Here is a 13,472-nt window from a genome sequence, read left to right as displayed (position 1 = left end):
GGGGGTGGGGTCAGACGGTGGGGAGCGCCAGCCGGTAGCCGACGCCGCGGACGGTTTCGACGAGCCCGGGCCGGCGCAGCTTGGCCCGGAGCGAGGCGACGTGCACCTCGAGCGTGCGGCCCGTCCCCTCCCAGCTGGTCTGCCAGACGTCGCTGATGATCTGCTCCCGGCGGTAGACGACGCCGGGGCGCTGGGCCAGCAGGGCGAGCAGGTCGAACTCCTTGCGGGTCAGGGAGATCTGCCGGCCGTCCACCGAGACCTGGCGGGTGGCGAGCTCCACGGTGATGGGGCCGAGGCTGAGCACCCCGGTGGGGTCGGGCTCCGGGCTCGCCGGCTCCTCCTCGTGGGCCTTTCGGCGGCTGACCGCGTGTATCCGGGCCAGCAGCTCGCCGGTGTCGTAGGGCTTGACGACGTAGTCGTCGGCGCCCAGATTGAGGCCATGGATGCGGGAGCGGACGTCGCTGCGCGCGGTCACCATGATGATCGGCACCGAGGCCACGCGCCGGATCCGACCGCAGACCTCGAAGCCGTCCACGTCGGGCAGCCCGAGGTCGAGGAGCACGACGTTGAAGGTGCGGTCGCGGACCAGCGTGACGGCCTCCTCGCCGCCGCGGGCGCGGGCCACGTCGAAGCCGTGCCTGGTCAGCACGGCGACCAGGGCGGCGGCGACATGCTCGTCGTCCTCGACCAGGAGCAGTCTCACCCGCGCATTCCTCCCACGGCAGTTGAAGCGTATCCCCGCATCCATGCCGATGGACGCGGCCGGCGTCAAGGGGGTCCGGTGAGGCTGAACGGTTCCGTTACCCGGTTCTCACCGAACGCGGTGGTCACGGCACCGAGCGCAACGAGACCGCGATCACATCGTGACCCTCAATTTCCGCTCAGATCTGCTGACGGTGCTTGTAAGCGCTGGCTAAGGTCCCGTCAACCGACGAGGACGGAGCAAAGCCACGATGAGCAATGTGCCGCTGACCAAGGATGCCGCTGAGGAGGCCGCGCCCCTGGCGGAAGACCTTGTCGTCCTGGACAGCGTGAACAAGCACTTCGGTGCGCTGCACGTGCTCCAGGACATCAACCTGACGATCAAGCGCGGCGAAGTGGTCGTCGTGATCGGTCCCTCGGGTTCCGGCAAGTCGACCCTGTGCCGGACCATCAACCGCCTGGAGACCATCGACGCGGGATCGATCACCATCGACGGTGATCCCCTGCCCGACGAGGGCCGGGGTCTGGCCCGGCTGCGCGCCGACGTGGGCATGGTCTTCCAGTCCTTCAACCTCTTCGCGCACAAGACCGTGCTCGAGAACGTGATGCTGGGTCCGATCAAGGTCAGGCGTCAGAACAAGGATGAGGTCGAGACCCGGGCGCGTGAGCTGCTCGACCGGGTCGGCGTCGGCACCCAGGCCGACAAGTACCCGGCCCAGCTCTCGGGTGGTCAGCAGCAGCGGGTGGCGATCGCCCGCGCGCTGGCCATGCAGCCCAAGGTGATGCTCTTCGACGAGCCCACCTCGGCGCTCGACCCGGAGATGATCAACGAGGTCCTCGAGGTCATGCAGCAGCTGGCCAGGGAGGGCATGACGATGGTCGTCGTCACCCACGAGATGGGCTTCGCCCGTTCCGCCGCCGATCGCGTGGTGTTCATGGCGGACGGCCGGATCGTCGAAGAGGCGGCCCCGCACCAGTTCTTCGACAACCCCCGCAGCGACCGGGCCAAGGACTTCCTCTCGAAGATCCTCAAGCACTGACGCTCGCGACTCACGACCGCGACCGGCTCGGTCGCCCACGGACCCGCACCACTTTTACGACAACAAGGGATCATGCAATGAGACTCCGCAAGGCAAGCGCGCTGGCCGCCTCCGTTCTCGCTCTCTCGCTCGCCGCCACGGCGTGCGGCTCCGGTGACGACGAGGGCGGCAGCGAGGGCGGAAGCGGCGGCGGCGACAGCATCACCATCGGCATCAAGTTCGACCAGCCGGGTCTCGGCCTGCAGACCCCGGACGGCGACTACGCCGGCTTCGACGTGGACGTCGCCACCTACATCGCGGGCGAGCTCGGCTACGAGCCCGACCAGATCGAGTTCGTCGAGTCGCCGAGTGGCGACCGCGAGAGCATGCTCCAGCGCGGCGACGTGGACTTCATCGTGGCCACCTACTCGATCACCGAGGAGCGCGAGCAGCAGGTCAGCTTCGCGGGCCCGTACTTCCTCGCGCACCAGGATCTGCTGGTGCGGGCGGGCGAGACGGTCTCCTCGCCGGACGAGATCAACGAGCTGACGCTCTGTTCGGTCGCCGGCTCCACCTCGGCGCAGAACGTGCAGAACGACTTCGCGCCGGACGCCCAGCTCCAGGAGATGGGCACCTACTCGGAGTGCCTGACCGGCCTGGAGAACGGCGCGGTCGACGCCCTGACCACGGACGACTCGATCCTCGCCGGCTACGCCTCGCAGGAGGTCAACCAGGGCAAGTTCGAGCTCGCCGGTCTGGAGCTGAGCGACGAGTACTACGGCGTCGGCATCCCCAAGGACGACACCGAGCTCCAGCAGCAGATCAACGACGCGATCCAGAGCATGGTCGACTCCGGCGCCTGGCAGGAGGCGGTCGACGCCAACCTCGGCCCGGCCGGTTACGAGAACGAGCCGGCGCCCGAGATCGAGGCCGCCAGCTGACCCACCGGGTCCCCGCGGCGCGCCGCCTCGACCGGCGGCGCGCCGCACCCATTCCGCACCCTCTAGTCGAGACTGAGAGACTCCGTGTTCGACTTCCTAGACCTCGAACAGTACGACCTGTTCGGCGCGTTCTGGACGACGGTGCAGCTCACCGTCTACTCCGCGATCGGCTCCCTGATCTGGGGCACGATCCTGGCGGGCATGCGGGTCAGCCCGGTCCCGATCATGCGCGCCTTCGGCACCGCCTACGTCCACATCTTCCGCAACACCCCGCTGACCCTGATCATCGTCTTCTGCTCGCTGGGCCTGGGCCAGACGCTGCAGTTCACCATGTTCTCCGACGAGATCGACACGACCGGCTTCCGGCTGGCCGTCCTCGGCTTCATCGCGTACACCTCGACCTTCGTCTGTGAGGCGCTGCGCTCCGGCATCAACACCGTGCCGGTGGGCCAGGCCGAGGCGGCCCGCGCCATCGGCCTCGGCTTCGGCCAGGTGCTGCGCATCGTGGTCCTGCCGCAGGCCTTCCGCGCGGTGGTGGCCCCGCTGGCCAACGTGCTGATCGCCCTCACCAAGAACACCACGGTGGCGGCCGCCATCGGCGTGACCGAAGCGGCCTTCCTGATGCGGACCATGATCGAGAACGAGGCCAACCTCATTCCGATCGCCCTGTTGTTCGCCCTCGGTTTCATCATTTTGACCCTGCCGACCGGGCTGTTCCTCGGCTGGCTGGCCAAGCGCGTGGCGGTGAAGCGATGACCAACCTCTCCGTTCTGTATGACGCCCCGGGGCCGCGCGCCAAGCGGCGGAACGCGCTCTACGCCGTGCTGTTTGTTGCCGTGCTCGGCGCCTTCTTCTGGTGGGTCGTCCGGGCGATGAACGACAAGAACCAGCTCGACGCGGAGAAGTGGGACGTCTTCGTCACCGACTCCCGGATCTGGACCACCTTCCTCTGGCCCGGCCTGCAGGACACGCTGATCGCGGCGGGCCTCTCGCTGGTCATCGCGCTGCCGCTCGGTGTCGTGTTCGGCATCGGCCGGCTCTCCGACCACTGGTGGATCCGCCGGCCCTGCGACGTCATCGTCGAGTTCTTCCGCGCCGTTCCGGTGCTGCTGATGATGATCTTCGCCAACCAGGCGTACGCGCTGTGGTCCGACGTGGACCGCGACGTCCGCCCGCTGTACGCGGTGGTGACCGGCCTGGTCCTGTACAACGCCTCGGTGCTCGCCGAGATCGTGCGGGCCGGCGTGCTGACGCTGCCGCGCGGCCAGGGCGAGGCGGCCCGGGCGATCGGTCTGCGCAAGGGCCAGACCATGGTCCACGTGCTGCTGCCCCAGGCGGTGACCGCGATGCTGCCGGCGATCGTCAGCCAACTGGTGGTCATCGTGAAGGACACCACGCTCGGCGGCGCCATGCTGGGCTACAGCGAGCTGCTGTCCAACGCGCGACTGGTGTCCACCAACTACGCCAACACCATCGCCGCCTACACGGTGGCCGCGATCCTCTTCATCGCGCTGAACTTCCTGCTCACCAGCCTGGCCTCCTGGCTGGAGAACCGGCTGCGGCGCGGCAAGCGGGGCACCGGCGTCGTGGTGAAGAACGACCCGACCGACCCGGCGGACAGCACCTCGATGGCCTCCGCCATCCCCACCCCGCAGGTGTCCGAGCCTCAGCTCGCGGCACCGGCCGGGGTCGCCGCCCCGGGCAAGCCCGGGACCGACCCCACCCCCTAGCCGATCACCGGGGACCGGGCGGACTTGACGCCCGATCAGCCGCTGGGTTGCATACGTGCTGTGCTGCCCGTGATCATTGCCGGCGCGGGCCCGATCGGGCTCGCGCTGGCGCTTGCCCTTGCCGGGCAGGGCGTCCCCTCCGTGATACTCGACGGCGGAGAGGGACCGGCCCCCAGACGCCTCGCCCGCAGCTGCGTGCTGCCGCCCGACCTGTCCAGGTGGGCGGCGCTGCCGGGTCTCGCCCGGGACACCGGGGTGTGGGCGGCGTGGCGCACCACCGTCCGGGGGCGCGCCGTCTTCCGCCACGAGTTCCCCGGCGGCGGGGCGCCACGGCATCTGCCCCAGCACGTCCTCGAGGGCGCCCTGCGGGAGGCCGCGGGGCACGAGGAGCTGATCAGGATCGCGGCCGGGCACCGGCTGACGGACCTGGAGCAGCACGACCGCGAGATCCTGGCCCACACCGTGCGCCGGGCCCCCGAGGGCCAGCGCGGCCAGGCGAGGACCTTCCGCGGCAGCTATCTCGTCGGCTGCGACGGGGCTCGCTCCACCGCCCGCAAGCTGCTGGGCATCGCCTTCCCCGGCCGCACCGGCGTCGAGCGCTACGCGGTGGCGGCGCTGCGCGCCGAGCTGCCCTGGCCGGGCGAGGCCGGGCTGCACCGCGGGGTGCCGCAGGCCGAGGTCACCGCCAGGCCGCTGGCCGGCGACCAGTGGCGGCTCGACTGGCCGCTGCCGCCCGACGGCGCCCTGGTCACCCCGGACGCCATGCTGGAGCGGGTGCACGCCACACTCACCACCTGGCACGACGGCGAACTCCCGCCCTACGAGCTGCTGGACGCGGGCGTGCACGTCTGCCACCAGCGGCTGGCCCGCCGCTGGCGCGCCGGGCGCGCCTTCCTCGCGGGGGACGCGGCGCATCTGTTGGGCTCCCTCGGCACCCAGCAGGTCGCCGAGGGGCTGCGGGACGTGGACAACCTGGCGTGGAAGCTGGCCATCGCCTGCCGGGAGGGCGACGCCGAGGCCCTGCTCGACAGCTACGAGGCCGAGCGCCGCACCGCCGTCGCCGACCGGCTGCGGGCGGTGGACCAGGCGCTGCCGCTGGTGCGCGGCGGTGGGCTCGCCGGACGCCTCACCGGGCGCGGCCGAGGGCGGCTCACCCTGCTCGCCGATGCCCACCTGGGCCGTGGCGCACTGGGCGCGCCCGCCGGCTATCCGGCGTCCCCGCTGGCCAGCACCGCGCCCCGGGCCACCCCGACCGACCCGCCGGGCACCCTGGTCGACGACGTTCTGGTGACCACCCTGAACGGCGTCCAGGGCTCGCTCAGGGAGCGGCTCGGCGGCCCACTGCTGCTGGTGCTGACGGCCCCGGGATCCCGCGTGTGGGACGCGCGGCACTGGCTGACGGCCGGCCTCATGCCCCGGCTGGCGGCGGCGGTCGGCACCCTGCCGCTGCCGGCGGAGCTGATGGTCACCGAGGAGTATCCGGGGGTCAGTGCCCACACCCTGCTGGTCGTCCGCCCCGACGGGCACCTGGCCGCCGCGCTGCCGGGCACGGACCTGGCCGGTCTCGCCGAGTGTGGACGGGCGCTGCGCGGCGCCACCGGGGCCTGAGGCCCTCCGGGCGCCCCGCCGGGTTCAGAGGTTCAGAGGCCGCCCTCCAGCAGCTCGGCCTCCTCGCCCGGGTCCTCCCCCTCGGCGGCCAGGGCCTCCCTGACCACCCGCAGGGCCATGCCCTCCGGGTAGCCCTTGCGGGCCAGCATCCCGACGAGGCGCCGCAGCCGCCGGTCGCGGTCGAGGCCCCGGGTAGCCCGCAGCCGGCGCTCCACCAGCGCCCGGGCCGTCTCCTCCTCGCGCTCGGCGTCGAGACGACCGATCGCCTCGTCGATGGAAGGGGCGGCAACCCCCTTGGTGCGCAGCTCACGCGCCAGCGCCCGCCGGGCGAGCCCCCGCCCGTGGTGCCTTGACTCCACCCAGGCCGCCGCGAAGGCGGCGTCGTCGATCAGCCCCACCTCCTCGAACCGGTCGAGGACCGCCGCCGACACCTCCTCGGGCACCTCCCGGGCGCGGAGCGCGTCGGCCAGCTCCCGCCGTGTCCGCGGAGTCCCGGTGAGCAGCCGCAGGCAGATCGCCCGCGCCCGCTCCTCCGGGCTCCTCGGGGGGTGCGGTGGCCCAGCCGCGGCCCTCGACGCGGCAGGGCCACCGCCGTCTTCTTCTCGCGCGCCCTCCGGCCAGTCGGTGCGCCGGGTCACCGTCAGCTCTTGGCCGCGGCGGCCGCGGGCTTGGCCTTCCCGCCCTTGGCGGGCGTGGGCGCGGCGACGGCGGCCGGGGCGGTGGCCGGAGCGGCCGCGGTGCCCGCCGCGTCCTTGCCGGGCTCGCCTTCGGGCGCCTCGGTCCTGGGCCCGATGCCCAGCTTCTCCTTGATCTTCTTCTCGATCTCGTTGGCCAGGTCGGGGTTGTCACGCAGGAAGTTCCGCGCGTTCTCCTTGCCCTGCCCCAGCTGGTCGCCCTCGTAGGTGTACCAGGCGCCGGACTTGCGGATGAAGCCGTGCTCGACGCCCATGTCGATCAGGCCGCCCTCACGGCTGATGCCGATGCCGTAGAGGATGTCGAACTCGGCCTGCTTGAAGGGCGGGGCCACCTTGTTCTTGACGACCTTGACCCGGGTGCGGTTGCCCACCGCATCGGTGCCGTCCTTCAGGGTCTCGATGCGACGGATGTCGAGCCGCACCGAGGCGTAGAACTTCAGCGCCCGGCCGCCCGTGGTCGTCTCCGGCGAGCCGAACATCACGCCGACCTTCTCACGGAGCTGGTTGATGAAGACCGCCGTGGTCTTCGACTGGTTGAGCGCACCGGTGATCTTCCGCAGGGCCTGGCTCATCAGTCGGGCCTGGAGGCCGACGTGTGAGTCGCCCATCTCGCCCTCGATCTCGGCGCGCGGCACCAGGGCCGCCACCGAGTCGATGACGATCAGGTCGAGGGCGCCGGAGCGGATCAGCATGTCGGTGATCTCGAGCGCCTGCTCGCCGTTGTCCGGCTGGGAGAGGATCAGCTGGTCCACGTCCACGCCCAGCTTCTTGGCGTACTCCGGGTCGAGCGCGTGCTCGGCGTCCACGAAGGCGACCGTGCCGCCGGCCCGCTGCGCGTTCGCCACCGCGTGCAGGGTCAGGGTCGTCTTTCCCGAGGACTCCGGGCCGAACACCTCGACCACCCGGCCGCGCGGCAGCCCGCCCACGCCGAGGGCCACGTCGAGGGCGGTGGAACCGGTGGGGATCACCTCGATCGGTTCGTCCGGCCGCTCGCCCAGGCGCATCACGGCGCCTTTTCCGAACTGCCGCTCAATCTGTGCGAGAGCGGCGTCCAACGCCTTCTCGCGGTCCGTACCTGCCATGGGTGCCACCCGGTCCGTCTGATTCGATCGCTTCACATCCACGGACGCTAGCGCCCGCCACTGACAATCGAGGACCGGGACGCCGTTCCGCACCCCCATAAGAATGGCTGTTCGATTTTTGTGTCAAGCGACCGGACCGGTCTGTGGATAACCGGGAAAATGCCTGCTCAGCGCCATCACCGCAGGTGCGAGGGCACGTCCATGGCCACGCAGACCCCCCGCCAGACCTCCTTGGCGCTCCAGCCGGCGGCCAGCGCCTCGTTCACCGTCTTTCCCCCGAGCTCGGCCATCACGTGGTCCCGAGCGAAGGAGTCCGCGTAGGCAGGACCGAACTGCTCCGCCATCCGCTGCCAGAAGTCCGTCAACCGCATACCCCCAGTATCCCGCCGGCGCCGCGGGTGCCCGAAGGTCCCCGAGACCGACTGTCGGTGCCGGGTGTCACGATGAGAGACATGGACGGACATGCGGCATCGGGCGCGGAGGCGGCGCTCGACGGGTTCTCGCCGGCCACCAGGGCGTGGTTCGGCCGGGCCTTCCACGCGCCCACGGCGGCGCAGGTGGGAGCCTGGCAGGCGATCGCCGAGGAGTCGGACGCCCTGGTGGTCGCGCCGACCGGCTCGGGCAAGACCCTGGCCGCCTTCCTCGCCTCGCTCGACCGGCTGGCAGCCACCCCGCCGCCCGCCGAGCCGCTGAAGCGTTGCCGGGTGCTGTACGTCTCCCCGCTCAAGGCGCTCGCCGTCGACGTGGAGCGGAATCTCCGCAGCCCGCTCACCGGCATCCGGCAGGAGTCGGTCCGCCTCGGCCTCCCCGAGCCGGAGATCCGGGTCGGCATCCGCACCGGCGACACCCCGGCGGCCGACCGCCGCGCCCTGGCCCGCCGGCCGCCCGACATCCTGATCACCACCCCGGAGTCGCTGTTCCTCATGCTCACCTCGGCCAGCCGCGAGGCGCTGGCCGGCGTCGAGACCGTGATCCTGGACGAGGTGCACGCCGTCGCCGGCACCAAGCGCGGGGCGCATCTGGCCCTCTCCCTCGAGCGACTCGACGCGCTGCTGCCCAGGCCGGCCCGGCGGATCGGGCTCTCCGCCACGGTCCGGCCGGTGGACGAGGTGGCCAGGTTCCTCTCGCCGCAGCGCAAGGCGAGGATCGTCCAGCCGCCGTCCGGCAAGGAGTTCCAGCTCTCGGTGGTCGTGCCCGTCGCCGACATGGGCGAGCTCGGCGGCTCCCCCGTGCCCGACGCCCCGGGCCCCGGGGGCGGCCCAGGCGGGCCGCCGTCCATCTGGCCCTCCGTCGAGGAGCGCATCGTCGACCTGGTGCTCGCCCACCGCTCCACCATCGTCTTCGCCAACTCCCGGCGCCTCGCCGAGCGCCTGTGCAACCGGATGAACGAGATCGCGCACGAGCGCGCCACCGGCGAGCCGCTGCCCGAGGAGCACTCCCCCGCCGCTCTCATGGGCGGCTCGGGGGCCGCCAGGGGCGCCCCCGCGGTCCTGGCCAGGGCGCACCACGGCTCGGTCTCCAAGGAGCAGCGCGCCCTGATCGAGGAGGACCTGAAGGCGGGCCGGCTGCCGGCCGTGGTCGCCACCTCGAGCCTGGAGCTCGGCATCGACATGGGCTCGGTGGACCTGGTGATCCAGGTCGAGTCCCCGCCCTCGGTGGCCTCCGGGCTCCAGCGGGTCGGCCGCGCGGGCCACCAGGTGGGCGCCGTCTCGGCCGGCGTGGTCTTCCCCAAGTACCGGGGCGATCTCGTGCAGTCGGCCGTGGTCACCGAGCGGATGCGGGCCGGCGCCATCGAGGCGCTGCGGATCCCGGCCAACCCGCTGGACGTGCTGGCCCAGCAGCTGGTCGCGATCACCGCGATGGACACCTGGGACGTGGACGAGCTGCTGGCCCTGGTGCGGCGCGCGGCGCCGTTCGCGGCGCTGCCGGAGTCCGCCTACCACGCGGTGCTCGACATGTTGGCCGGCCGCTACCCGTCGGACGCCTTCGCCGAGCTGCGGCCCAGGCTCGTCTGGGACCGGGTGGCCCACACCGTCGCCGGCCGCCCGGGGGCCCAGCGGCTGGCCGTCACCTCGGGCGGCACCATCCCCGACCGCGGCCTGTTCGGGGTGTTCCTGGCCGGCGCCGACCCGCGCCGGGGCGGCGGCCGGGTCGGCGAGCTCGACGAGGAGATGGTCTACGAGTCCCGGGTGGGGGACGTCTTCACCCTCGGCACCACCTCCTGGCGCATCGAGGACATCACCCGGGACCGGGTGCTGGTCACGCCGGCTCCCGGGGTGCCTGGCCGGCTGCCGTTCTGGAAGGGCGACCAGCTGGGCCGTCCGCTGGAGCTCGGCCGCGCGATCGGCGCGTTCGTGCGCGAGCTCAGCGCCCTGTCCCCGGAGGCCGCCAGGGAGCGGCTGGCCGCCGCCGGTCTCGACGACTGGGCCGTGGACAACGTGCTGGGCTATCTCGGCGAGCAGCGCCAGGCCTGCGGCCACGTTCCGGACGACCGCACCATCGTCGTCGAGCGGTTCAGGGACGAGCTGGGCGACTGGCGCGTCGTGGTGCACTCCCCCTTCGGCGCCCAGGTGCACGCCCCCTGGGCCCTGGCGCTCGGCGCGCGGCTCGGTGAGCGCTTCGGCATGGACGCCCAGGTGCTGCACGCGGACGACGGGATCGTGCTGCGGCTGCCCGACGCCGACCTGCTGGCCACCGAGGCCGGCCTCGACCCGGAGGGCCCGGTCACGGGGGCCGGGGACGCGGCGTTCGACGACGGCCAGGCCCCGGTCGGCGCGGGGGACGTGCTGTTCGACCGGAGCGAGGTCGACGACCTCGTCACCGACCAGGTGGGCGGCTCCGCCCTGTTCGCCTCGCGGTTCCGCGAGTGCGCGGCCCGGGCGCTGCTGCTCCCCAGGCGCGACCCCGGGCGGCGCACCCCGCTGTGGCAGCAGCGCCAGCGGGCGGCCCAGCTGCTCTCCGTGGCCTCCGAGTTCGGGTCCTTCCCGATCGTGCTCGAGGCGGTCCGCGAGTGCCTGCAGGACGTGTTCGACGTGCCGGGCCTCGCCCAGCTGATGGGGGACATCCAGGCCCGCCGGGTGCGGCTCGTCGAGGTCACCACCCGCGAGCCCTCGCCTTTCGCCCGCTCCCTGCTGTTCGGCTATGTCGCCCAGTACCTCTACGAGGGGGACTCGCCGCTGGCCGAGCGGCGCGCCGCGGCGCTCTCCCTGGACTCGCGGCTGCTGGCCGAGCTGTTGGGGCGGGCCGAGCTGCGCGAGCTGCTCGACCCCGAGGTGCTCGCGGAGCTGGAGCGGGAGCTGGGCTGGCTGACCGAGGAGCGCCGGATCTCCGGCGTGGAGGGCGTCGCCGACCTGCTGCGGGTGCTCGGCCCGCTGACGGACGCCGAGCTGACCGTCCGGGGCGCCCGCCCCGAGTGGGCGGCGGAGCTCGCCGCCGCCCGGCGCGCGCTGCGGGTGCGGATCGCCGGCGAGGAGCACTGGTGCGCCATCGAGGACGCCGGCCGCCTGCGGGACGCGCTGGGCGCCGCGCTGCCGGTGGGGGTGCCGGAGGCCTTCACCGAGCCGGTGGCCGATCCGCTGGGCGACCTGCTGTCCCGCTACGCCCGCACCCACGGCCCCTTCACCTCAGCCCAGGCCGCCGCCCGCTTCGGGCTCGGCACGGCCGTGGCGGACGGCGCGCTGCACCGGCTGGCCGCGGCGGGCCGTCTGGTGCAGGGCGAGTTCAGGCCGGGCGAGGCCGGCCAGGAATGGTGCGAGCCCGGCGTGCTGCGGCGCCTGCGGCGCCGTTCCCTGGCCGCCCTGCGGCAGGAGGTCGAGCCGGTCCCGCCGGCCGCTCTGGCGGCCTTCCTGCCGCGTTGGCAGCACCTCGCCGGGCCGGGCGGAGCCGGCGAGTTGCGCGGCATCGACGGCCTGGTGCGGGCGGTCGAGCAGCTGCAGGGCGCCCCGGTGCCGGCGTCGGCGCTCGAGCGCCTGGTGCTGCCCTTCCGGGTGAGGGGGTTCGCCGCGCCGCTGCTCGACGAGCTGACGGCCTCCGGCGAGGTGGTGTGGGCCGGTGCCGGGGCGCTGCCCGGCAAGGACGGCTGGGTCTCGCTCTACACGGCGGACGCCGCCCCCCTGCTGCTGCCGCCCCCGCTGCCGCTGGAGCTCGGCCCCCTGCACCGCGCCGTCCTCGACGCGCTGGCCGGCGGCTACGGGCTGTTCTTCCGGCAGATCGCCGAGCAGGTCCGGGCGGCCGGCGAGGAGGCGTCGGACGCCGCCCTGGCCGAGGCCGTCTGGGACCTGGCCTGGTCGGGCCGGCTGACCAACGACACCATAGGCCCGCTGCGCGCGCTGCTCGGCTCGGGCCGCACCGCCGGCGCCACCGCGCACCGCGCCCGCCGGGCCACCCCCCGCGGCCGCTACGGCGCCCTTGCTCTCGGCACCGGCCACACACGGCGCCCCACGGCCTCCAGGAGCGGGCCGCCGACCGTCTCGGGCCGCTGGTCGCTGCTGCCGCCGCGCGAGGCGGACCCGACGCTGCGCGCCCACGCGCTGGCCCGCACCCTGCTCGACCGGCACGGGGTGGTGACGCGCGGCGCCGTGGCGGCCGAGGGCGTTCCTGGCGGCTTCGCGGCCGCCTACCGGGTGCTCGCCGCCTTCGAGGAGAGCGGCCAGGCCAGGCGCGGCTACGTGGTCGAGGGGCTCGGCGCGGCCCAGTTCGCGATGGACGGCGCGGTGGACCGGCTGCGGGCGATCGGCTCGGCAGCCGAGTCCGCCGCCCCCAGCGCCGGCGGCCGGCGCGCGGTGCTGCTGGCCGCCGCCGACCCGGCGAACGCCTACGGAGCCGCGCTGCCCTGGCCCGAGCCACCCCGGGGCGCCGGGCACAAGCCGGGCCGCAAGGCGGGCGCGCTCGTCGTGCTGGTGGCGGGCGAGCTCGCGCTCTACCTGGAGCGCGGCGGGCGGTCGATGCTCGCCTGGGCGCCGGAGGGCCCGGCGGAGGTCGTCGAGGAGGCGCTGCGGCCGGCCGCCGAGGTGCTGGCCGCGGCGGCCCGCGAGGGCGCGCTCGGCACGCTGACGGTGGAGCGGGTCAACGGCTCCCCCGCGCTCTCCGAGCCGCTCTGGGTCCGGCTGCTCGAGAGCGCCGGCTTCCACGCGACGCCCAAGGGGCTGCGTCTGCGGGCATAGGGAAACACTCGACCGGCCCGCCGGTGCGGGCGACGGGCCGGGTGATGGGTCAGGCGGCGACGACGTCCACGGCCTCGGCCGGGGCCTTGATCGTGACGCGGTCGTCGGGACGGTGGGCCACGGAGGTGACCCGCACCGGGTTGAGCATGGGGCGCTCCGCCAGACTCCGGCCGGAGGGCACCCCGAGGGACGGCACCGTGTCGCTCGCGGCGGACTGGGCCAGCTCCGCGAGTGCCAGCTCGTCGCTGACCTCCCGCATCAGCTCCGACATCCGCAGGTCCAACGCGTCGCAGATGGCGGCCAGCAGCTCGGATGAAGCCTCCTTCTGGCCACGCTCCACCTCGGAGAGGTATCCGAGGGAGACCCGGGCTGAGGAGGACACTTCGCGCAGGGTGCGGCCCTGATGTTGGCGCTGCCGACGCAGCACGTCACCCAACAGGCGACGGAGCAGGATCATCGGTGGCTCCCTCCTCGGACCGTTGGCCTCGCTTGCTTCATGCCCCACCGTACCGCCTCGGACTCCAACCGCGCGG

10 protein-coding genes and 1 pseudogene are annotated in these 13,472 nt (G+C 73.4%); 6 read left to right on the top strand and 5 right to left on the bottom strand.

What is annotated here, in order from left to right:
• Positions 1-10: 10 nt before the first annotated feature.
• On the bottom strand, positions 11-703 hold the full coding sequence (locus RNC47_RS20140) for a response regulator transcription factor (RefSeq protein WP_311600671.1): 693 nt from the start codon (positions 701-703) through the stop codon (positions 11-13).
• 250 nt (positions 704-953) lie between these two features.
• Here RNC47_RS20140 and RNC47_RS20135 point away from each other — a divergent pair, with 250 nt between their 5' ends.
• From RNC47_RS20135 to RNC47_RS20115, 5 genes are all read left to right on the top strand, one after another.
• Positions 954-1,742 (top strand): amino acid ABC transporter ATP-binding protein, encoded by a 789-nt coding sequence (locus RNC47_RS20135; protein WP_311600669.1) that lies wholly within the window; start codon positions 954-956, stop codon positions 1,740-1,742.
• Between the two features lie 77 nt (positions 1,743-1,819).
• A complete protein-coding gene (locus RNC47_RS20130; protein WP_311600667.1) occupies positions 1,820-2,662 on the top strand; it encodes a glutamate ABC transporter substrate-binding protein in 843 nt (280 codons plus the stop codon).
• Between the two features lie 84 nt (positions 2,663-2,746).
• Positions 2,747-3,418, top strand: coding sequence for an amino acid ABC transporter permease (locus RNC47_RS20125; protein ID WP_311600665.1), 672 nt, complete (start codon positions 2,747-2,749; stop codon positions 3,416-3,418).
• Positions 3,415-4,392 (top strand): amino acid ABC transporter permease, encoded by a 978-nt coding sequence (locus RNC47_RS20120; RefSeq protein ID WP_311600663.1) that lies wholly within the window; start codon positions 3,415-3,417, stop codon positions 4,390-4,392. The genes RNC47_RS20125 and RNC47_RS20120 overlap by 4 nt, the downstream gene beginning before the upstream one ends.
• A gap of 60 nt (positions 4,393-4,452) precedes the next feature.
• Complete coding sequence (locus RNC47_RS20115; protein ID WP_311600661.1) at positions 4,453-6,000, top strand: FAD-dependent monooxygenase; 1,548 nt, start codon at positions 4,453-4,455, stop codon at positions 5,998-6,000.
• A gap of 32 nt (positions 6,001-6,032) precedes the next feature.
• Here the strand turns inward: RNC47_RS20115 and recX are convergent.
• The 3 genes and pseudogenes from recX to RNC47_RS20100 all read right to left on the bottom strand — a co-directional run.
• Positions 6,033-6,746 (bottom strand): annotated as a pseudogene (recX, locus tag RNC47_RS20110) (recombination regulator RecX); the annotation flags it as partial.
• On the bottom strand, positions 6,641-7,777 hold the full coding sequence (recA, locus tag RNC47_RS20105) for a recombinase RecA (protein WP_311600659.1): 1,137 nt from the start codon (positions 7,775-7,777) through the stop codon (positions 6,641-6,643). The pseudogene recX and the gene recA, both read right to left, overlap by 106 nt.
• A 176-nt stretch (positions 7,778-7,953) precedes the next feature.
• A complete protein-coding gene (locus RNC47_RS20100; protein WP_311600656.1) occupies positions 7,954-8,148 on the bottom strand; it encodes a DUF3046 domain-containing protein in 195 nt (64 codons plus the stop codon).
• Between the two features lie 81 nt (positions 8,149-8,229).
• Here RNC47_RS20100 and RNC47_RS20095 point away from each other — a divergent pair, with 81 nt between their 5' ends.
• Positions 8,230-12,939 (top strand): ATP-dependent helicase, encoded by a 4,710-nt coding sequence (locus RNC47_RS20095; protein ID WP_311600655.1) that lies wholly within the window; start codon positions 8,230-8,232, stop codon positions 12,937-12,939.
• 49 nt (positions 12,940-12,988) lie between these two features.
• Here the strand turns inward: RNC47_RS20095 and RNC47_RS20090 are convergent, their stop codons facing one another.
• On the bottom strand, positions 12,989-13,396 hold the full coding sequence (locus tag RNC47_RS20090; RefSeq protein ID WP_311600654.1) for a helix-turn-helix domain-containing protein: 408 nt from the start codon (positions 13,394-13,396) through the stop codon (positions 12,989-12,991).
• Positions 13,397-13,472: the final 76 nt, after the last annotated feature.

The sequence above is a fragment of the Streptomyces millisiae genome (assembly GCF_031845425.1).
In the GTDB taxonomy this organism is placed as follows: Bacteria; Actinomycetota; Actinomycetes; order Streptomycetales; family Streptomycetaceae; genus Streptomyces; species Streptomyces millisiae.
The sequence above is the reverse complement of the archived record's forward strand: the minus strand, read 5'-3'. Positions and strand labels throughout refer to the sequence as shown.

Coding starts and splice junctions, on each gene's coding strand:
- RNC47_RS20090 (WP_311600654.1), bottom strand. CDS start 13,396: ATGATCCTGCTCCGTCGCCTGTTGGGTGACGTGCTGCGTCGGCAGCGC.
- RNC47_RS20120 (WP_311600663.1), top strand. CDS start 3,415: ATGACCAACCTCTCCGTTCTGTATGACGCCCCGGGGCCGCGCGCCAAG.
- RNC47_RS20095 (WP_311600655.1), top strand. CDS start 8,230: ATGGACGGACATGCGGCATCGGGCGCGGAGGCGGCGCTCGACGGGTTC.
- RNC47_RS20135 (WP_311600669.1), top strand. CDS start 954: ATGAGCAATGTGCCGCTGACCAAGGATGCCGCTGAGGAGGCCGCGCCC.
- RNC47_RS20100 (WP_311600656.1), bottom strand. CDS start 8,148: ATGCGGTTGACGGACTTCTGGCAGCGGATGGCGGAGCAGTTCGGTCCT.
- recA (WP_311600659.1), bottom strand. CDS start 7,777: ATGGCAGGTACGGACCGCGAGAAGGCGTTGGACGCCGCTCTCGCACAG.
- RNC47_RS20130 (WP_311600667.1), top strand. CDS start 1,820: ATGAGACTCCGCAAGGCAAGCGCGCTGGCCGCCTCCGTTCTCGCTCTC.